Below are 20,357 nucleotides of genomic sequence, written 5' to 3'. Positions count from 1 at the left end.
CAAATACAATTAAAAAAATCCGAGGATAGTTAATTAGCACTAAATATTGAAACAACGGAACTCCTCAATAACATATTTTTAGATTCAAGAATGTTTGTGCCAATACAAAAAGCCCAAAAACCATGCTGTCTATTCTGTTGATCGACGACAACCCGAACGATCGCCTGATGATCGAGCGAGAACTGAGAAAAACTTTGCCCGATTTAGAAGTTAAGTCGGCGATAGATGCCCCAAGTCTCGAACAAATCCTGGTCGTCGGGGGTTTTGACATGGTGATTACCGATTACCAAGTGCGCTGGAGCGACGGATTAACTATTCTCAAACAAGTTCAAAGCCAGTACCCAAATTGTCCGGTAATTATGTGTACCGACAGCGGCAGCGAACAAGTGGCAGTCGAAGCGATGAAAGCGGGTTTGAGCGATTATGTGTTCAAAGGGCGACACTTCAATCGGCTGGCGTCTGCCGTGCGCGAAAGTTTGGAAAAACAGCAGTTGCGCGAGAATTACGCAAAAACTTCGGCGCAGTTGGCAATTTCTGAGGAAAGGCTGAGGGTAGCTATCTGCGCCTCGCAAATGGGAACTTGGGATTGGAATATATTAACTGGCGAGGTGGTTTGGTCGGAGGGACACGAACTGTTATTCGGGTTGGAAAAAGGCAGTTTTTTGGGAACTTATGAAGCATTTTTTGCCTTTATTCACCCGGACGATCGCGATTCTATTGCTCGCGCGATCGCCTTTTCTTTAGATAACAAGATAGAATACCAGCACGAATTTAGAGTGATTTGGCCCGATGGCAGCTTGCACTGGATCGCGGCTAGGGGCAAGTTTTTTGATGATGGTACTGGTAAATCGGTGCGATCGATCGGCGTGGTTTGGGATATTACCGATCGCAAGTTATCCGAAGCCAGAATACAGGAAAACGAGGAAAATTTGCGCTTTGCCCTGGAAGCAGCTAACACGGTTGCTTTTAGTTGGGATGTTGTTTCCGCTGAAATCCGCCGTTTTTCCAATGCCCAAACAGAGATAGGTTTGCACCCGGACAGCGCAGTTGGTACTTTTGAGGAAAAAAAGAATGCGGTGCATCGAGATGACCGCGACAGCTTTTTGGCAGATTTGGATGCGGCACTCAGCGGCTCGGGATTTTACGACTCGGAACACCGGCAAGAGCGCCCCGACGGTTCGGTGATTTGGCTTCACGACAAAGGGCGGGTGGTTTTTGACGCATCCGGTAAACCAGTGCGACTGTTCGGCGTAGCGATCGACATTACCGCTCGCAAACAGTTAGAATACGATCGCTCCCAGGCTTTGGCGCGCGAGCGATCGTATCTGCACCGCCTGCAAAAGTTAACCTCCGCCTCAGTTGCGCTCCACTCCATGCTTTCGGTAGCAGACATCGTTCAGTTAGCAGCAGATAGCGCCCGCCAAATTCTGGAAGTCCACCAAGCAGCCGTCAACCTCAGCCCTTCCGCCCACTGGGATGCCGGAATTAGCAAGTTTTCCCTATCCGAAAAATACGCCCAGTGGCAAGATTACTGCGAAGAGCCAGACGGTACGGGCATTTATCAGGAAGTTTGCCGGCACCAACAGGCGATGCGGATGACTCAAAGCGAGTTAGAGGCTCACCAGGCGTGGCGGAAGTTCGGCAAGGCTGCCGACAAGCACCCGCCGATGCGGGGCTGGCTGGCGGTACCGCTGACGGCTCGCGATGGCAGAAATATGGGATTGATTCAGTTGTCGGACAAGTATGAGGGGGAGTTTGGGGAAGATGACGAAAGTATTTTAATGCAGTTGGCTCAGGCAGTTTCGGCGAGCATCGAAAACGCGCGGCTTTATGAGGAATCTCAGCAGGCAAATCGCATGAAAGATGAGTTTTTAGCAACTCTTTCTCACGAGTTGCGATCGCCCTTAAACGCGATTTTGGGCTGGGCGCAATTGCTACGAAATCGCAGTTTCAGTCCGGCAGCTACCGCACGGGCGTTGGAAACGATCGAGCGCAATGCTAAATTGCAAACTCAATTGATTGAGGATTTGCTGGATATTTCGAGAATTATTCGCGGCAAATTGACTTTAAATCCTTGTCCAGTAAATTTGATTTCGATGGTGGAAGGAGCCGTAAATACGGTGCGGTTGGCGGCCGATGCTAAGTCGATCGACGTGGAGTTGGCAATTCTAGATTTGGGCTTGGATACTGCTGAATTTTGCCCGCTCAAAGAGGTTTATGGCGATCGCGAATCTCCGTTAAATCCGAGATTTTTGGTATCGGGAGACCCCGGCCGCTTGCAGCAGATAATTTGGAATTTGTTGACGAATGCGATTAAGTTTACGCCGCGTGGCGGGCGAGTGGAAATCCGGTTGCAGCGATTTGATTCGGAGGTTGAGCTAACTGTTACCGACACCGGAATTGGGATTGCTGCGAATTTTTTGCCTTACGTGTTTGAGTCTTTCCGGCAAGCGGATGCTACGATTACTCGCAATTATAGCGGTTTGGGGCTGGGTCTGGCGATCGTCCGGCAGTTGGTGGAACTCCACGGCGGCAGGGTTTGGGCCCAGAGTCCGGGACTGGATATGGGTTCGACTTTTACTTTCCGCCTCCCTTCGATTCCGGTAAATTCGATCGCCCCTGAGGAAGCGTCGGTGTTGGCTGGCGGTGGTAATTTACAGGGAGTCAAGGTTTTGGTGGTTGATGACGAGGTGGATTCGCGGGAATTTATGATGTTTGTCTTGAGCGATTCCGGGGCGGCTGTCAGGGCTGCATCCTGTGCTGCTGAGGCGTTTGAGGTGGCTTCGGAGTTTGTGCCGGATGTTTTGGTCAGCGATATCGGAATGCCTGAGGAAGACGGCTATTCGCTGCTGTTAAGGCTGCGTTCTCTGGCAACCCAAAGCGGCAGGAAGTTTCGGGCGATCGCCCTGACGGCCTATGCTAGAGATGAAGACCGCGATCGGGCTTTGAAAGCTAGTTACGATCGGCATCTGACTAAACCCGTACAGCCCGATGTCTTGGTGGAGGCTGTAGTCAGTTTGAGGCGTGCCGGGTAATTGGTAATTGGTAATTGGTAATTGGTAATTGGTAATTGGTAATTGGTAATTGGTAATTGGTAATTGGTAATTGGTAATTGGTAATTGGGAATTGGGAATTGGGAATTGGTAATTGGTAATTGGTAATTGGGAATTGCGAATTATGCGCCACTTTGAAACAGGTTTCTCCATTATGTGTAATATCAAATCCGCTCTTCATCGGAATTATTCATCTCTCTTATAGCGGTTCTTAAAAAAGTGAGGTATGCCTGCGTGCCCTATGCCCTATGCCCGATACCACCGCACTGTTGCTGAGACTCGGCTATATAAGACCTTTATTAGCTTGTGTTAATATGCTAAGATATCCAAAAACTACGGTAATTTGGTGGACAAACTTCAGACAGACATAGAGGCAATTTGCTCTCAGATTGAGGCTTTGCGCCGCGAACGCCAACAGCTTAGCACTGGCGCGATCGCCCCAGCGGGGGATTCGCCCCAAGCCATCGCTGATGCTTACCGCCGTCACGCGAGGGAAACAGCACAAGTGTCGGCAGAAGTCAAGGGAATAGATGATGCGATCGCAGCTCTGTCTGCTCAACTGAATCAGAAACAGCAGCTATCGGTAAACTTGCAAAGAATCAGTCCGATGGAGCAGCAAGTTGAAGAGGGAAGAGAGCTCGCTCGCGGACACGCGGAACGGATTAACGAACTGGCGGCCCAATTGTCGGGAGAAGTGAAGGAACTTAAAGCCATTGCCGACCAAATTAGTCCCAGCTACTGGCAGGTTTATTACAAGCCTTTTATTACGGGTTTTAAGAGTATTTCTGTACCCTACGTGCGATCGGACGGGGATGTTTGGACTATTGTCAATCGAGTAGTTTAGAGAGGCTGCGGGATCAGAAATTGGAACCACTCAAGACATTTTTTCTGTCCCTCTTCCTCTACTTCAACCGCGCAGCAGTTGCTTAATCGTGCCCACCAATTCCTGAGGGTGAAACGGCTTGGCGATGTAAGCGTCGGCTCCTTGTTTCATTCCCCAATAGCGATCGAACTCTTCGCTTTTGCTCGAACACATTACCACGGGCAAATTCTGAGTTTTGGGGTCGCTCTTGAGCCGGCGACAGACTTCATAGCCATTCATCCGGGGCATCACGATATCCAGAACGACTAAATCCGGGCGGTTGGCTTTGATTTGCTCTAGAGCTTCTACGCCATCACTAGCTACCGTGACATTGAGTCCTCTACCTTTGAGCAAGTCGGCGATCATCTCCCGCAGAGTGACGCTATCATCAACAACCATAACTGTACTCATAGAATAATCCCTACCAAGTTTCTGGGTTGAAACGTTCACATTAACGTTTGCATTAACGTTCACCTTCAAAGGTGTCTTTTCCTGATTGAGATTGCGCTCTGCTAGATGTAGTTTACCCACTTTTGCTGATTTCCCAATCATTTTTTAAAGAATTACTGCGAACCAAATATCCGCGTAATCTCGGTTGACACACGAGGCTATGTCCGTTAGTCTATCATTTTCTTTCTCAAATGGTACGTTTGTCAAAAAATGATTGTGCAGGTTGGTTGTGCATTTCGGGTAGAGGAGGGCGGCACGGCGCCGCTTGGAGCGAAATTTGTCTAATTTTGATTTTTTGTACCTAAAGCCGATAGTTTTTGGTCGTAGAGGGTGTCTAAACCGACCGAGCGCTGCCGGTAGCTGTTAGGATCGTTTTTGCAGCCGTTAGCCACGATTCCCAAAACCGAAGCTCCAGAAATTTTTAATTCTTCTAAAACTTTGCGAACTTGCGCTCGGTCTGTTTTGGCAATTTGCACGACCATAATCGTAGCGTCGGTGTGAGCTGCTATCAAGTGGGCGTCTGCCAAGCCGGCTAGCGGTGGGGTGTCATAAATCACTAAGTCAAAAAATGCTTGAAACTGCTCCATCAAATACTGCATTTTTTTGGAAGAAAGCAGCTTGATCGGATCGGGCGGAATTTGTCCTGCGGTAAGTACGAACAAATTGTCTTGATTCAAAGCTCGCTGAATCGCGTCGTTGAGGCTGAGATCTGTAGAAATGGCATCGGCGAGCCCGCGCACGTTTGGCAGTCCTAGCTTAGTATGCAGTTGCGGGCAGCGCAAATCTGCATCTACTAACAATACTCGCTGTCCGACTGCTGCTGCGATCGCGGCCAGGTGCAAAGCTACTGTAGATTTGCCGTCTCCAGCCACGGCCGAGCTCACTAAAAGCGATCGAATTGCCGTACCTGCACTGAGCAAGTGAATATTGGTGTAGAGCGATCGAAATGCTTCTAAAAATTGATAGTCCAACTCCCTAAAAATACTTTGACCCCCGATGAGCGTCGGAGGAGTAGGTTCAGTGTCGAGGGATTCGAGAACTTGCACTTGCGACTTCGACGACGAGCGAGCCGAAGTTAGTTTCCTCGGCCTCGCTGGCTGTCTGCGCCTGACTTTTTTGCTAAACGGAATCACCCCGATCACCGGCAATTTTGTGGCGATTCTCAGTGCTTCTGGAGTGTGGAAAACAGTATTTAGCACCTCTACGAGCAAGCCGACTGCTATGCCCAGCAGACTGCTTAAAATTAGTGCCAACGCTAACTGTCTTTTGGTTTGTTTGATTGTAGCTGGGATCGGCCTATTGAATTTGTCTAGCGGAATTTCCGGAGGATTGATCAGCACCCAAGGTATTTGCTGTTGAGCTGCATCAATCCGCAAGGCTTCCCGTTTTGCCAAAAAGTCCGACAAACTCTTAGTAACAACTTGTTGTTCCCGCACTAAATTGTCGTATTGTCTCGTTGTTACTGAAAAATTTCTAATTTTTTGGTAGAGAGCCTTTTGCAAAGCAGTCATTTCGCGATCGCGCGCCTCAACTTCTTTGATTTGGCTTGACAAATTTCCCATCACCACTTCTTTTGCTTGTTGAGTCGCCGTTAAAATCAGTTCTTCCCGACTTTTTCGCAGTGCTAAAACAGGCAAACTGTCATCTCTATACTGAGCTAATTTCAGGGACAAGTCTGAGTCTATTTTCTGGATTTGAGATAACAGTCCGCCGTAAGCTTGTCCTTGGGTCATCAATACGCCAATGGGGTTATTTTTATCCAGTAAATTTTGATAGCTTTGGTAGAGATTCCGCATCCCTTTTAACTGTACCTGGAGTCCTACTTGCTGTCCCCGAATGCTTTGAACTTGTTCTGACAGAGATTTTCCCTCTAGCTGCGGCTCAAACAAGTTGCTATTCTGGCGCAGTCTTTGGACTTGCAGTTGCAAAACTTCGACTCTTTCTCGGAGCTTGGGCATCTCCATGTCTATAAATTTAATACCTTGATTGATGCCCGTCAACCGCTGCTGCAAGCTATATTCTAGATAAGCTTTAGAAACCTTATCCAATACGCCGTAAATTTTATTTGGTTCTGAATCTTTGTAGCGAACTTCTAAGATTTTTGTACCTTGCTGTTTGCCATCTCTTCCGTAGCTGACGCGGCTGATCGACAGTTTTGTCATCAGTTCGCTGTAGGTTAGGTTGGGATTCCAAGCTCGCAAATCTTGAAGCACTGGCTGCATCATTTTGGGGCTGCGTAAAATCCTAATTTGGGTTTCGTAATCTACTAAACTAATTCCTTCTATATTAATTTTTGCTAAGTCGGCAGCGACGGTATTGTCTAATTGTTTGGATAGCAAACCTTCAGCGGTTGCTGGTTCTACTAACAGAGAAAATGAGCCTTCATACTCCAGCGTTATCCGTTTAGAAGCGGTGACGATCCCTGTTCCTGCGAGGGCGCTCAAAGCAATTGTGGCTGCTGCCATCACCAGGATACGGCGGCGCAGGACTCCTAACAGCCACGACAAGTCTAGCTTTTCTTCCTCTGTCTCCTCGACGAACCTATCTCTGTAGTTCTGAGCCGAGAAGTCGGGCAGTTTGCCATTAGATTTGGGTGTGAAGGGTTGGTAATCTTGTCTGCTATCCATATTCAGCCTGGGTATTCTTGAGGTTTATATTTTTGATGTTGATATTTTTGAAGCTGCCACGCCGCGACGCCAGAAATTCTATTGTTTAATTTATTCTAGCCTTTCGCAGGAATTATCCACCTCACCAGCAACGTTCTTACCTGAATAAACTTCGGAGAACGTTTATAAAATTTAACACTCCGGTAGCTGGCCCGACAGGCCCGACTACAGCGTTCATGCGGTCTATGAAGTTGACGATACCGCTGCGGGATACGATAATCATGTCGTTGTTCCGAAGTTGAGGATTGACTTCTTCGTTAATGCCTTGAGTTAAATCGACTTCGATCGTCCGTTTAGTAGCAGTACCGTCCTGATTGAGGCGGACTAGCTCAATTTTATTCCTTCTAGCTCTCGTATTCTCGTAGCCAAAAAATCCTCTGGAAACTAAAGCTTGATTGAGGGTGGCATTAGGTGGCAGCCTCAACGGATCGAGAGATGTTCTGACTTCTCCTACTACATAAACGTTAATGCCGGAAGGAGCAAAGTTAGTGCTAGCCAGCACGCCAGCTTCTGCGGGGTTGACGATAGTTGCTTTGGGAACGATGATGGTGTCTCCCTGCTGGAGGATGGTATCTTGGGCGCCGTCGCCGGACTCTAGGAATTGCCACAGGTTGACTGGAATGATTTGTTCGCCTCTTCTGGTGACGCGGCGCACTTGAATTTGGCGGATGTCGGCTTCGGAGGTAATTCCGCCTGCAAGCTGAATGGCGCGGATGACGGTGGGGAATCCTTCTCGGCTGAGGTCGCTATTGGTGTTGCCGCCGATGACTACGTAAGCCCCCGGGCGGGTTACTTGGCCGACGATGGAGATCGATCGAGGTTTTTCCGGCGGCGGCGAGAAGTTGGCGATCGCAAATTGGCGCGCCTCTGCTTGGTTGAAGTTCGCGACGGTAGGGATCACAATCGTGTCTCTGTCTTGCAAAATGATATCTTGAGAGATGTCTCCTTCTTGCAAGAATTTCCATAGGTTAACGTTGAGCACTTGGTCGGGGCCGTCGGGTTGGGGACGGCGGACGCGGATGTTGCGGATGTCAGCGACGCCAGTGACGCCTTCTGCGAGTCTGAGGGCTTGGGTGACGGTTGGGTACTGCACGCTGGGCGCGACCCCCGGGCCTGGAGTGAGGGCGATCGTGAAGTTTCCGGGCCTAGTTACTTCTCCGATGACGCCGACGTTGAGGGGGCGGGCGGCGACGAGGCTGACTGTAACTATCGGATCTTTGAGGATGCGGCGGTAGGCGTTGCGGATGATGGTGGTGGCTTCCGCTAAGGTACGGCCGCGGATCGAGATCAGACCGATCAGCGGGAGGTTGACGGAACCGTCTGAGAGGACTTCGTAGCCACGGGTGAGCTCTGGTACTTCGAGTATTTCTACTTGGATGCGATCGCCACCGCCGAGTTTGTAGCTTTGGGGCGATCTTCTAACGCCGACAGGTGTTGTGACTGCGCCAGGACGCAATGGTAGTTGCGCTGTTGCACCAAGCGGGAACCCGAGGGAAATACTCGCGCAGGCGATCGTCCACAACATCAAACTCAAGACTGGCGGGTTTACTTGTTTGGAAAAATCAGTGTTAGCCACAGACTACTTATTTTATTTGAGGATCATTCACCAGTTTAATCGCCGATCGTTGAAAAGCAATGTCGATCGCAAATACAAAGAAAAAAATCATCAAATTTTCTTCCCCTCCCCCTCCCGGCAATTATCTAGAAGGCAGAATAAAAAAACCTCGGCATTCCCCAACCCCTCTCCTCATACCCAACCAACCAACACTTTAGACCAGCAGCAGCTTATATAGAAAGATCGCCGGCGACAAATACCTCGGTTTATTGTTATTTTGGTGGAATTAGCCCGCTGCTAAATTGGTATTTTTCTCAGAGAGGGTAGATATTTATGGCGAGAATGATTAAAGAACTAATTCTCAGCAATAATTTGTTGCTGATGATATTGGGTGTCAGTGGCTTGGCGATCACTCTGTTGATATTTCAGATTGCCAGCAAAAAACAAATTGGTATTACTTTAGAAAAGTGGTTTGCAGTTCTGTACATTTTCATGTCTCCTCATGTTAATGTACCTCCTTTTAATTATATGCACTTTATCAATATCACTGACCCTGAGGGTGGAGTAATTAAGCAGCTTCCTTATGTATTTTATCCCTGGATAGTTTTTATTTTATGTGGGAAATTTATTAATTTTTGTAAACACAAACTTGTCGAAGGATTGTTATTTGTGGTGCTGAGAAATCCGGCTTTTTCGCTATATTGTTGGCTACCAATAACATCGACACTGTGGTCGCTAGTTCCTGATATTACGCTGAAAGCGGGGATAGCATTTACAGGTTTTACGGTTGTGGGTTTTTATATAGGTGCGCGATATGAGTGGCACGAACTATCAGCCTTAGTGCGATGGGGCTATACCTCGGTGGGTATAGTTAGTTTTTTGCGCTACCCGAATGTGACACGGGAATTGTCAGGAATTACCAGTCACAAAAATTCTCTGGGCAGCATCATGGTAGTAAGTACAGCACTTTGGTACCTGCACTATTCCCAAGGTGCTAAAACTCAGAAAGAACGCTGGATAGCTCTGGCATTCATGTTTTTTTCCTTTTATTTGGTTAGAACTACTAGCTCTGGGGGTTCTCTAGTTAATAGTTTGATGCTCATAGTTGTAGTATCATCCTTAAGCTTTTTGAGCAAGTTAAAGTTTCAATGGGCCTTTACTTGTATTGTCGGCTTTACGATCTTCGGTATCATAGGTAGCATTTATATAATCGACAATTTGGAATCCATTGTTGTCGGAGGTTTAGGAAAAGATTTGACTTTGACAGGACGCACGGAGTTCTGGCCGCAATTAATCGCGGCAGCCAACCAGCGTCCTTGGTTTGGCTATGGATTTGAGGGATTTTTTCAACAAGCATTAATAGGCAAGGAGACCCCAGCTTATTATATATATACTACGAGTGGATTTCAACCTAAAACTGCTCATAATGGTTCCATAGCAGTCTTACTCTCTTTCGGCTATCCAGGACTGGTTCTAATCTTAATTTCTGTGTTGACAAATCTGATTTTCGCCGTCCGGCAACTGAGCCGCAGCCCGCTATCTCAAGCGGGGATACCGATTATTTACTTAGTTTTTATTATTTTGAACAACCTAACTGAAGGTTCTCTATGTGATATTGGGGATGTCTGGCTTGCCTACGTGTTAATAACAGTTAGACTCAGTATCGATAGTGGCAAATCTCCATCCAGCAACCGGCGTATTTCCGGAGGCGATTTGGTGGCGCCATCTTGATCCAGATTGAATCATGATTAACTTGCAGAAGTTGAAAATTGCTCGAACTATGATATACTATATTAATGAGCCTGGTTTTTGATTAATTCCCGAACGCTCGAAAAGTATATTTATTTCTGACAAGGACTGAAAACTTTCTGATGTTAGATAAGCTAAATGCGGTCAGTCAAAAGCTCGGCCCCGGCCTCCGCCAGGTACTCGGCAACCTGGCTTGGCTGTTGACTGACCAAATTTTGCAGATGAGTCTGGGTCTGCTGGTGGGAGTGTGGGTAGCACGATATCTGGGCCCGGAACAATTTGGCTTAATCAATTATGCGATCGCCTTTGTTTCGCTGTTTTCCTCGGTGGCAACAATGGGATTGGGTACTCTGGTAGTGCGAGACATTGCTCGCAATCCCGACTGCAAAGAAGAGACTCTAGGGACTGCTTTTGCCATACAATTAGCAGGCGGAATCATCACTTTACTGCTCACTGTCACAGTGATTTCAATACAGAATCCCAATGACAGCTTAACTCGTTGGCTGGTAGGGATTATCGCCGCCGGCACGATTTTTCAGTCCTTTGAAACAATAAATTTTTGGTTTCAATCTCAAGTTCAATCTAAGTATACAGTTGTCGCTAAAAATTGCGTATCATTACTGGTTGCAGGACTCAGAATCGGATTAATTCAACTCAAAGCACCACTGATTGCTTTTGCTTGGATCAGGTTGGGAGAGGTAGCATTAGCCGGATTGGCGATCGCAATTGTCTATCAAAACAAGGGAAATGATTTAAAGCTGTGGCGAGTCAGTTGGCAGCGAGGTAAAGAACTGCTTCACGAAAGTTGGCCGCTGGTGCTTTCAGGCTTGGCGGTTTTTATTTATTCCAAAATCGATCAAATCATGCTCGGCTCTATAAATAAAACTGAGTTAGGATATTATGCAGTTGCAGTCAAATTATCAGAAATATGTGATTTTTTGCCTGTGATCATCGCTTCTTCTATTTTCCCGAAACTCGCACAGTTAAGAGAAAAAAATTATGGCGAATACTTAAAAAACTTTCAGATTTACTCAGATGCCATGTTATTTTTGTGGTTGGGAGTGGCATTACCAATCTCTCTGCTAGCTCCTTTCATAGTCCAAACTCTCTACGGCGCTCAATATACAGAGTCAGCCAGGGTATTGTCAATCTACGTTTGGGCTCAATTTGGCAGTAACTTCGGCATCGCTAGAAATACCTATTTTGCCTTAGAAGGTCAACTGCGATACGGTCTTTACTTGACATTTATTGGCTCATTTTTTAATATAGTATTGAACTCTCTACTAATTCCTAAATATGGAGCTTTTGGAGCAACTGCGGCAACTTTAATTACTTATTTCTATGTAATTATTTTAGTCAACTTTTTGATTAAAGAACTGAGACCTTTTGGTAATTTAATTCTGAATTCGCTGAATTTATACAAGGCTGCATCCAGGCTGATAGGATTGATCAAATGATTGAAATTAAACCCAAGCTCGAACACCGATCGCACTGTCCCTCTTCTGGGCAAATACTCAAACCTGTCAAAGTATTGTGGCAAGGTTCCCGCATCTGTGTTGTGTCTGAGTCTCCAGGAGGTGGCGAAATCATTGACGAGTTGAGAATTGGCCACGCGGCTAAAACTGCTTACAGCATTAACTTAGCTGAAGGAACAACTTTTAGTGATGACAAATATGCGGAAGAATTTTTAGCAAAACCCTTGCTCAAATCTCTGCAAAATCCTCAAAACGAACACCTAGAAATTACTCAAGAAATCTTTAAATCTTGCGATCGGGTGATCGTATTAAACTGCATTGATTATCTGTACGGACACAGCCTTTTAAAGTTGCTCAACGCACAGAGGCATTTAGAATCTCACCCAGAATTTGGTTTGATTGTCATTGTCCAAAAATTTATGAGGTGGATGGTTCCCGAAGGAGTTGCTGAAGTCTGGACAGTACCTATATCTCTGAAAAACGGTCAGTGTCACTATCCCAGTTTTGACGCTTTTGTCAGCAAACAGTTAGAACGTTTCCAGGAAGTTTACATCAGTGAAGCCTATTCTCACCCCAGTCAATTTGACATTAGTAAATTTACGGGGGTTGCCAAACACGATTTTGATAAGGAAGAATACAAAATTACTTTTGTTTGGCGGGAAGATCGGCTGTGGTGCCGGCATTTGCTTGTCAAAATTTTCCGAAAAATTAACTTGCTACAAATTCCTTTAAGTATTCAAAATTGGAAAGTGCAGAGGTTGTTTGCGAAAATGCGAAAGTTGCTGCCGCAAGCTAAGTTTGCAGTTGTAGGTTTAGGCAAAAACACTAGCTTTCCAGAGTGGGTAGAAGATTTCAGAGTGGATAAGTTCGATGAAAAAACTGAGAGGCAAATGTGTCAGGTTTATTCAGAGAGTCGCTTGGTAATTGGGATTCACGGTTCCAATATGTTGCTGCCTTCGGGACACGCTGGTATGACGATCGATATGATCGATGAAAGGTGGGGCAACTTTGCTCAAGATATTTTATATCAAGAAACAGACCCCAGACTGTCTTCGTTTCGCTATCGATATCTGCCGCTGGCGACTAGCTTAAAAAACTTAGCGCATATTGGTTCTGAAATGATTATCAAGCGCTTGGATTTCTATTTTCACATGACGGGCGATTCCCTTAGGGATAGCTTCGCTTCACGGCTTTAATTTACTCCACACTTTAAATATAACAGGAGATATACACGATGAATGACAGCGGTTCTGTTTACATAGTTACTGGAATGTGCTGCGATGAAGAAGGCCAGGAAAGTAAATATCCCCAAGGATCGGATGCTAAATCTTCTTCGGAAAAATTTCAATCAGTTTACTGGCGATGTGCGGTGGTATATTTTGCTTCCAGCGTTAGAAATAACCCGGAAGCTCAGCATATCTTATTTACGAATGCCGATCGCATTCCAAATATTGAAAGCTTTAACACCGTTGAGTTTTTCGACAAAATTGGAGTTAAAGTTGTCCAGATTCCATTTACCTATCAGCCACCAATGGAATACTACCCCGCCTTCAGAAGTACGTTTTTTAAGTTTGACATTATTCAATATTTGAAAAATCATTCAGCGTTAAACGATCGCTGTATAGCTTTAGACTCTGACTGCGTGTGGGTAAACTCCGCCGATCGCATAATTGCCGATATTGAAAAACAAGGTTTGGCTACCTACGATTTGTACGAGCCTGAAGACAAAAAAATCAGCGGTTTAACCAGGCGAGAAATGCAGAAAATTTATGAGGAATTAGGCTATAAAGTAGATGAGCCTCCCAAGTATTTTGGTGCAGAATTTATCGTAGGAAGTGGCAAACACATTAAAATATTGTCCGACGAAGTAGACTCGATCTGGGAGACTTGCTTGCAAAGATTTGCCGAAGGAAAGACAAAATTAAATACAGAAGAGCAGATGCTCACCTACATTTACAACAAGCTGGGATATGCTCGCAGCAGCGGCAATGCTTATTTTAATCGAGTGTGGACATCGCCGATCATTCATACGGCAACTGAGGCTGATTTAAAAATGGATATATGGCATTTGCCAGCCGAAAAAGGATACGGAATTAAGCGAATTTTTGCACAAGTTTCTAATCCCCAATCAGATTTTTGGAATTTGCCTTTAGGAGAGCAGTTTACTAAATATGTTGCGGGTTATGTCGGCATACCACAACGCAATATTTCTAAGACTGTTTTGGATGTTTTTGACAATAGAATTTCTGGTATCAAAAGGAGATTGTCGAAAGTCAAAAGTGTTGTCAGCAATTAGCATAGTGGAGTTGTGTAAATGTTCGATCGACCGTTAAAAACCCCCGTCGCTTTTATTATTTTCAAACGTCCCGAAGAAACTCAGAGAGTATTCGCAGAAATTCGCAAAGTCAAGCCGTCAAAATTGTTAGTAGTTGCTGACGGGCCGCGGCCGGACAAGCCGGGAGAAGACGCGCAATGCGCTGCGGCTCGCGCGATTATTGAACAGGTGGATTGGGAATGCGAAGTTTTGCAGAATTATGCTGAGACTAATTTGGGTTGTCGCCAGCGAGTTTCTAGCGGGTTAGATTGGGTGTTTGATACGGTGGAAGAGGCGATTATTATTGAGGATGATTGTTTGCCTGATAGTAGCTTTTTCTACTTTGCCGAAGAGTTGTTGGAACGCTACCGATACGACGAAAGAATTATGTCGATATCTGGTCAAAACGTGCAGTTTGGCAAGCAGCGAACTGATTGTAGCTACTACTTTTCTCGCTACACTCATTGCTGGAGTTGGGCGAGTTGGAGGCGAGCTTGGCGACACTACGATCTAGATATGAAGCTGTGGCCGTCGGTTCGAGATGGAAATTTTTTGATGGATGTATTGGAAGATGCTCATGCTGCCAAAATCTGGACTAAAACTTGTCAGTTGTGTTACGACAAAGCTATTGATACATGGGATTTTCAGTGGACATTTGCGAGTTTTATTCAAAATGGTTTGAATATTTTGTCTAATGTCAATTTAGCTGCAAATATCGGACACGGAACGGGGGGGACTCACACGGATGATATCAATAGTCCCTACAACAATATGTCTGTTGAACCGATCGCCTTTCCTCTAAAACATCCTCCGTTTGTGATTCGCGATGCCCAAGCGGATCGCTTTACTCAAGAGAGTTTATATGATTACGATCCGAAATTGGTCAAGAAAGTCCAGCGCAAAATTAAAGGATTATTGAAAATGTAAGTAAAAATGCTGTTTTTTAGATATCCTACTTTTTGAATGAGTCGGGGATTTGGGTCTTTGGTTTGGGATTTTTAAGGATTTAACCACAGAGGGCGCAGAGGGCGCAGAGAAAGAGAAGAGGAGAAGGGATTTGATAATGAGGATGTTTGGATGAAAGTTTTGCTGGTGAGTAATTACGATCTTAAAGGCGGTGCTGCGAGGGCGACTTATCGGCTGCACAAGGGCTTGCAAAGTATCGGGGTGGATTCCGAAATTTTGGCGGGTTATAAGTTTAGTGATGATGAAACGGTGCGGTTGATGCCGACAAGGTTAGGAGAAAAGTTTAAGAGTCTCCGAGGAAAATTAAATAGATTGCCGTTAAAAGTTTATCCCAAACTAGGTCAGGTAATTTTTTCGCCGCAATGGGTTCCTGATTCCTTGGCATCGGAAGTTGCCAAAATTAACCCTGATGCGATCAATTTGCACTGGGTTTGTGAAGGTTATATGCAGATTGAAACTCTGGCTAAGTTTAATAAACCGGTGGTTTGGACGCTGCACGATATGTGGGCGTTTACGGGTGGATGTCACTACAGTGAAAATTGCGATCGCTATCTTGATGCTTGCGGTGCTTGTCCGCAACTGCACAGCACTAAGGATGCTGATATTTCTCGTTGGATTTGGCAGCGGAAAGCTGAGGCTTGGCAAAATTTGAATCTGACTTTGGTAACTCCGAGTCATTGGTTGGCTGAATGCGCGAAATCTAGTTCTTTGTTGAAAAATTATCGAGTTAAAGTCATTGCGAATGGCCTTGATGCTGAACTCTACAAGCCGCTGAACCGCCCGCAGGTGAGGGATAGTTTGAATTTGCCTCAAGATAAACAGTTGGTCTTGTTTGGGGCGATGCAGGGTACGGGCGATCGCTGGAAGGGGTTTCCGTTGCTGGTTCCGGCTTTGCAAAGCCTCAGTCAGTCGGGTTGGCAAGATAAGATTGAACTGTTGGTTTTTGGGTGTTCTGAGCCTGAAAGCCCGATCGATGTTGGTTTCAAAACTCATTATTTAGGCAGGTTGGATGATACTACTTTGTCACAGGTTTATGCAGCGGCGGATGTGATGGTTGTACCTTCGCGGTACGAAGCTTTTGGGCAGACGGCATCGGAAGCCATGGCTTGCGGTACGCCTGTGGTGGCTTTTGATGTGACGGGACTAAAAGATATTGTCGATCGCCAGTACAATGGCTATTTAGCCCAACCCTATGATACCGAGGATTTAGCGCGAGGGATTGCTTGGGTGCTAGAAGATGGTGAGCGGCATCAAAAGCTTTGTCGCCTAGCACGAGAGAAAGTTGAAGCCAAGTTTACCTTAGAAGTGCAAGCTCGCGAGTATCAAAATCTTTATCAAGAAGTTTGCCAAACTCCTAAGTAAGTAAAACTGATTAAATGTAAAACTTGTAGGGTATTTATAATGCCGATTTTTGGGTGTTTATTAGTATATTTTCGGACAGCCGACGTGTTGATTGTTACAATTACACCGTCAGGCAATTAGAGGCTGGGCAAAGCTGGCCAATCAAAAAATAAACGATCGACTAAATATCTTGATACTTGTGACAGATTAAGTTATTAATTGAATAGGACTCGCCTGCGATCGGCATTGTCGATCGCCCGAGGACAGTTTTATACCAATTTTGCACAAACAGCCCAATATTTGATATAGATGGAGCAGATAAGTATAGCAGTCCTGATGACTTGCCATAACCGCAAGTTAAAGACTTTGGCCACTCTAGAGTCGCTGTTTAAGCAAAAATTAACAAAGGAAATTGCACTCAATGCTTATCTGGTAGATGATGGTAGCACTGATGGCACAGCAGAAGTAATACAGCAAACATACCCTCACGTCAAGATTTTTTCGGGAGATGGTAACTTATTTTGGAATGGAGGAATGCGGGTTGCTTTCAGCGAAGCTATGAAAGACGATCCAGACTACTATGTCTGGCTCAACGACGACACCGTACTCGAACCAGAAGCTTTCAACGACTTGCTCGCCACCAGTAGCGAGCTAATCAAAAAAGGAGAAAAAAAGGCGATCGTTGCCGGCTCTACTCGCGATCCAGAAACCGGTGATTTTACATACGGCGGTATAGTCAAGATTACCCCATTACTTCCCTTTAAATTTCGCTTCCTTCAGCCAACAAAAGCACCTCAGCCTTGTGACAGCATGAATGGTAACTGCGTGTTAATTCCCCGCAGCGTGGTTGAACTGGTTGGCAATCTCGATCCAGCCTTTATTCATTATCTATCAGATTGGGAATACGGTCTGCGTGCCCGACAAAAAGGCTGTACAGTTTGGATAGCTCCAGGCTATCAAGGAACCTGTTCTCCCAATCCGCAATCAACAACAATAGCGGCTGCCAATATGAGTGAAGGCTTGGAAAAAATGAACCAACCCAAGGGTTTAGCTTTTAAAGATGCTACCCTTCAACCCTGGGAAGAGTGGAAAGTTTTTGCTCGCCGTCACGGTGGTTTATTCTGGCCAGTATATTGGTTGCTACCTTACAGAAGGTTAGTTTGGTTTTCAGTTTTAAGCAAGCTGGGATTCAATAAAAACAAAACTGAAGGTGAATAGCATGGTCGATAGAGATGATTTGCGCGTCGCTTGGCTGGTTCCAGAAGTAGAATTGGGCGCATATTGGCAGCCTGTATTAAGAGAATTTACAAAAGTATATAAAAATACTGTGTTTTATACTGGTCGCGTTTGGTCTGGGTTCGATCCGACGCTACCGGGAGCATCAGCAATTAAATTGGTAGGGGAAACTAAATTTGTCGAGACAGAAAAGATCGAAACAGGATACGATCGCGGTTTCATCGCAGTCTCGCCTAGCATCATCGGTCATTTGCTTAAATTTAGGCCACAAGTAGTTTTTCCTCAAGCTTTTTCTTTGTGGACTGTCTTGGTAATTCTCCTCAAACCGCTTTGTCAATGGCGAGTTGCAATTATTTATGACGGGAGTTCGCCAAACACAGATTTTCGAGATTCGAGTTTTCGGACATTCGCCAGACGCATTTTAGCTAAGTTTGCCGATGCTTTTGTTTCTAACAGCCAAGCTGGAAAAAGATATTTGGTGGAAGTTCTCCATGCACCCCAAGAGCAAGTTTTTACGAGAACTTATTTAGTTCCCGATGCGGAAACGCTGCTGAAACCTTTGGTCACAACCAAGCCACTAAATTTAGATCTCAAACACCCAGTTTTTTTATATGTGGGACGGATCACAGCTAGAAAAGGAATTAAGACGCTGTTAGAAGCTTGTGCCCTTCTCAAAAAGCAAGGATATTCTGATTATACTTTACTAATTGTTGGCAAGGGCGACCAGCGAGAGGAGTTGGAAGCTTTTATTAAAGAGCAAGATTTCCCCGAGCAAGTAAACTGGGTGGGATGGGTTGACTACGGAAGTTTGGGAGCTTATTTTCAGCTTGCTGATATTTTTGTTTTTCCTACTTTTGAGGATGTCTGGGGTATGGTTGTACCGGAAGCAATGGTGTTTGGGAAACCGGTATTGTGTTCTAACGGTGCAGCTTCCTGTGAGTTAATTGCGTCTGGGGAAAACGGTTATATTTTTGACCCTAACAATGCCAAGGAGTTGGCAGAAAAAATGCAGATTCTCATAGACAATCCTAATTTGATTGAATCGATGGGAGAGTGTTCGCGACAGCTAATTTCTCAAAAATCTCCTGAAACAGCAGCTAAAGCTTATGTCGAAGTTACATCTTTTTTGATGAAGTCAGTTGACGGTTGACGGTTGACAGTTGACAGTTGACAGTTGACAGTTGACAGTTGACAGTTATTAGTTATTGGTTATTAGTTATTGGTTATTGCTTATTTATTACAAATAACTTCCCGATTCTATCTACAATGCCCGATGCCCTGTTTGGCCAATGCCCAATGCCCAATGCCCAATTCCCAATTCCCAATTCCCAATTCCCAATTCCCAATTCCCAATTCCCAATTCCCAATTCCCAATTCCCAATTCCCAATGCCCAATGCCCTATTCCCTATTCCCAATTCCCAATTACCTATGAAAGTTTTATTATCTGCCTTTGCTTGCGAACCAAATCTAGGATCTGAAGAGGGAGTGGGATGGAATACTGTTATCCAATCTGCTAAACATCACGAAAGTTGGGTATTTACTCGGACGTTTTGTCGATCGTACATTGAAGCAGAACTAGAACGCAATCCAGTGCCCAACCTGCACTTTGTTTATTTCGATCCGTTTGGGTGGAGCGAAGATTGGAAAGGAAAACAAGGATTGCTGCAACTTCACTACTATCTGTGGCAAATCTGGGCTTATTTTATCGCTCGAAAGCTCGATCGCGAAATCGGTTTTGACATAGTACACCACGTAACTTATGTCAAACATTGGTCACCAAGTTTCCTGGCGCTGTTGCCGCATCCTTTTATTTGGGGGCCTGTCGGGGGTGCAGAAGCAGCACCAAAGCCTTTTTGGCAAGATTTTAGCCGCCGGGGCAGAATTTATGAAACACTGCGAGCATTGGCTCAAAGCGTAGGAGAACGCGATCCGTTTGTGGGGCTGACGGCGCGTCGCAGTGCGATCGCGCTAGCAACTACCGAAGAAACAGCAGCCCGACTGCGATTTCTCAAAGCAAAAAATGTGAAAATTTTCTCGCAAGTCGGTTTGTCCCAGCAGGAAATTGAGGAACTAGAAAAATTTCCAACCCCGCCCGATCGACCAATTAGATTTATTAGTGTGGGTCGTCTATTACACTGGAAAGGAGTGCACTTGGGACTCCGTGCATTTGCGGAGGCAAACGTGGAAGAATCGGAATACTGGATTGTGGGAGACGGCCCGGAAAGGCAGCGTTTAGAAGCTTTGGTAACAGAATTGGGACTGGCAAATAAAGTATATTTTTGGGGAGCTTTATCGCGTACTGAAACTCTTTCAAAAATGGGCGAGTCTCATGTTCTCCTCCATCCGAGTTTGCACGACTCGGGAGGTTTTGTATGTACTGAAATCATGGGGATTGGGCGTCCTACGATTTGTTTGGATTTAGGTGGGCCTGCGACTCAAGTAACGGCCCAAACTGGCATTAAAGTCAAGGCTACCGAGCCCGAAAATTCGACGAAAGGTCTAGCAGAAGCTATAGTGTGTTTAGCGCACGATCGTGAATTGCGAGATCGCTTGGGTCGAGCCGGTCAAAAGCGCGTCAGGGAAATATATGACTGGAACATAAAAGGTAAATTTTTTGCCGAATTGTGCGCCGAATTGTGCGAAGATGTATTCCAAGGCAAATCAGGATAACTTCTGATTTGTGCGATCG

The 20,357-nt window shown here is 45.5% G+C and carries 16 protein-coding genes; 11 read left to right on the top strand and 5 right to left on the bottom strand.

Annotated elements, in window-relative coordinates; genetic code table 11:
- Window positions 1-122: 122 nt before the first annotated feature.
- A complete protein-coding gene (locus JGK36_RS03835) occupies window positions 123-3,035 on the top strand; it encodes a PAS domain-containing protein (protein ID WP_293200797.1) in 2,913 nt (970 codons plus the stop codon).
- Here JGK36_RS03835 and JGK36_RS03830 read toward each other — a convergent pair.
- Entirely contained in the window at window positions 3,013-3,234 is a 222-nt protein-coding gene (locus JGK36_RS03830; protein WP_293200795.1) for a hypothetical protein, read from the bottom strand. The two genes, JGK36_RS03835 and JGK36_RS03830, sit on opposite strands and share 23 nt — an antisense overlap.
- 165 nt (window positions 3,235-3,399) lie before the next feature.
- On the opposite strand from JGK36_RS03830, the gene JGK36_RS03825 reads away from it, so the two are divergent.
- The gene (locus tag JGK36_RS03825; protein ID WP_293183733.1) at window positions 3,400-3,897 is read left to right on the top strand and encodes a hypothetical protein; all 498 of its coding nucleotides are present in this window, start codon (window positions 3,400-3,402) and stop codon (window positions 3,895-3,897) included.
- A gap of 63 nt (window positions 3,898-3,960) precedes the next feature.
- Here the strand turns inward: JGK36_RS03825 and JGK36_RS03820 are convergent, their stop codons facing one another.
- The 3 genes from JGK36_RS03820 to JGK36_RS03810 form a co-directional block, all read right to left on the bottom strand.
- On the bottom strand, window positions 3,961-4,326 hold the full coding sequence (locus tag JGK36_RS03820) for a response regulator (RefSeq protein WP_039886668.1): 366 nt from the start codon (window positions 4,324-4,326) through the stop codon (window positions 3,961-3,963).
- A 320-nt stretch (window positions 4,327-4,646) separates the two neighbouring features.
- A complete protein-coding gene (locus JGK36_RS03815; protein ID WP_293183731.1) occupies window positions 4,647-6,992 on the bottom strand; it encodes a tyrosine-protein kinase family protein in 2,346 nt (781 codons plus the stop codon).
- A 136-nt stretch (window positions 6,993-7,128) separates the two neighbouring features.
- Window positions 7,129-8,607 carry a polysaccharide biosynthesis/export family protein gene (locus JGK36_RS03810; RefSeq protein ID WP_293191975.1) on the bottom strand — a complete coding sequence of 493 codons (1,479 nt, stop codon included), beginning with the start codon at window positions 8,605-8,607 and terminating at the stop codon, window positions 7,129-7,131.
- 312 nt (window positions 8,608-8,919) lie between these two features.
- Between JGK36_RS03810 and JGK36_RS03805 the strand changes: the two genes are divergently transcribed.
- The 8 genes from JGK36_RS03805 (at window position 8,920) to JGK36_RS03770 (ending at window position 18,817) form a co-directional block, all read left to right on the top strand.
- Window positions 8,920-10,317, top strand: a complete 1,398-nt coding sequence (locus JGK36_RS03805) for an O-antigen ligase (protein WP_293183726.1) — start codon at window positions 8,920-8,922, stop codon at window positions 10,315-10,317.
- A 140-nt stretch (window positions 10,318-10,457) separates the two neighbouring features.
- The gene (locus tag JGK36_RS03800) at window positions 10,458-11,792 is read left to right on the top strand and encodes a flippase (protein WP_293183723.1); all 1,335 of its coding nucleotides are present in this window, start codon (window positions 10,458-10,460) and stop codon (window positions 11,790-11,792) included.
- The gene (locus JGK36_RS03795; protein ID WP_293196300.1) at window positions 11,789-13,006 is read left to right on the top strand and encodes a hypothetical protein; all 1,218 of its coding nucleotides are present in this window, start codon (window positions 11,789-11,791) and stop codon (window positions 13,004-13,006) included. Before JGK36_RS03800 ends, JGK36_RS03795 begins: the two co-directional genes overlap by 4 nt.
- 38 nt (window positions 13,007-13,044) lie before the next feature.
- Entirely contained in the window at window positions 13,045-14,106 is a 1,062-nt protein-coding gene (locus JGK36_RS03790) for a hypothetical protein (protein ID WP_293183721.1), read from the top strand.
- A gap of 18 nt (window positions 14,107-14,124) precedes the next feature.
- Window positions 14,125-15,051, top strand: coding sequence for a glycosyltransferase family 2 protein (locus JGK36_RS03785; protein ID WP_293196298.1), 927 nt, complete (start codon window positions 14,125-14,127; stop codon window positions 15,049-15,051).
- A gap of 150 nt (window positions 15,052-15,201) precedes the next feature.
- Entirely contained in the window at window positions 15,202-16,452 is a 1,251-nt protein-coding gene (locus JGK36_RS03780; RefSeq protein ID WP_293196296.1) for a glycosyltransferase family 4 protein, read from the top strand.
- A 315-nt stretch (window positions 16,453-16,767) separates the two neighbouring features.
- Entirely contained in the window at window positions 16,768-17,649 is an 882-nt protein-coding gene (locus JGK36_RS03775; protein WP_325315236.1) for a glycosyltransferase family 2 protein, read from the top strand.
- A gap of 1 nt (window position 17,650) precedes the next feature.
- Window positions 17,651-18,817, top strand: coding sequence for a glycosyltransferase family 4 protein (locus tag JGK36_RS03770; protein WP_293183717.1), 1,167 nt, complete (start codon window positions 17,651-17,653; stop codon window positions 18,815-18,817).
- A gap of 107 nt (window positions 18,818-18,924) precedes the next feature.
- Here JGK36_RS03770 and JGK36_RS03765 read toward each other — a convergent pair whose 3' ends face one another.
- The gene (locus JGK36_RS03765) at window positions 18,925-19,083 is read right to left on the bottom strand and encodes a hypothetical protein (RefSeq protein WP_293196294.1); all 159 of its coding nucleotides are present in this window, start codon (window positions 19,081-19,083) and stop codon (window positions 18,925-18,927) included.
- A gap of 13 nt (window positions 19,084-19,096) precedes the next feature.
- Between JGK36_RS03765 and JGK36_RS03760 the strand changes: the two genes are divergently transcribed.
- Window positions 19,097-20,338, top strand: coding sequence for a glycosyltransferase (locus JGK36_RS03760; protein WP_293183714.1), 1,242 nt, complete (start codon window positions 19,097-19,099; stop codon window positions 20,336-20,338).
- The last annotated feature ends 19 nt before the right edge of the window (window positions 20,339-20,357 follow it).

The sequence above is a fragment of the Microcoleus sp. PH2017_35_SFW_U_B genome (genome assembly GCF_020737865.1).
Classification (GTDB): domain Bacteria; phylum Cyanobacteriota; class Cyanobacteriia; order Cyanobacteriales; family Microcoleaceae; genus Microcoleus.
Note: the sequence above shows the minus strand (reverse complement) of the source record. Positions and strands in the feature narration are given on the sequence as shown.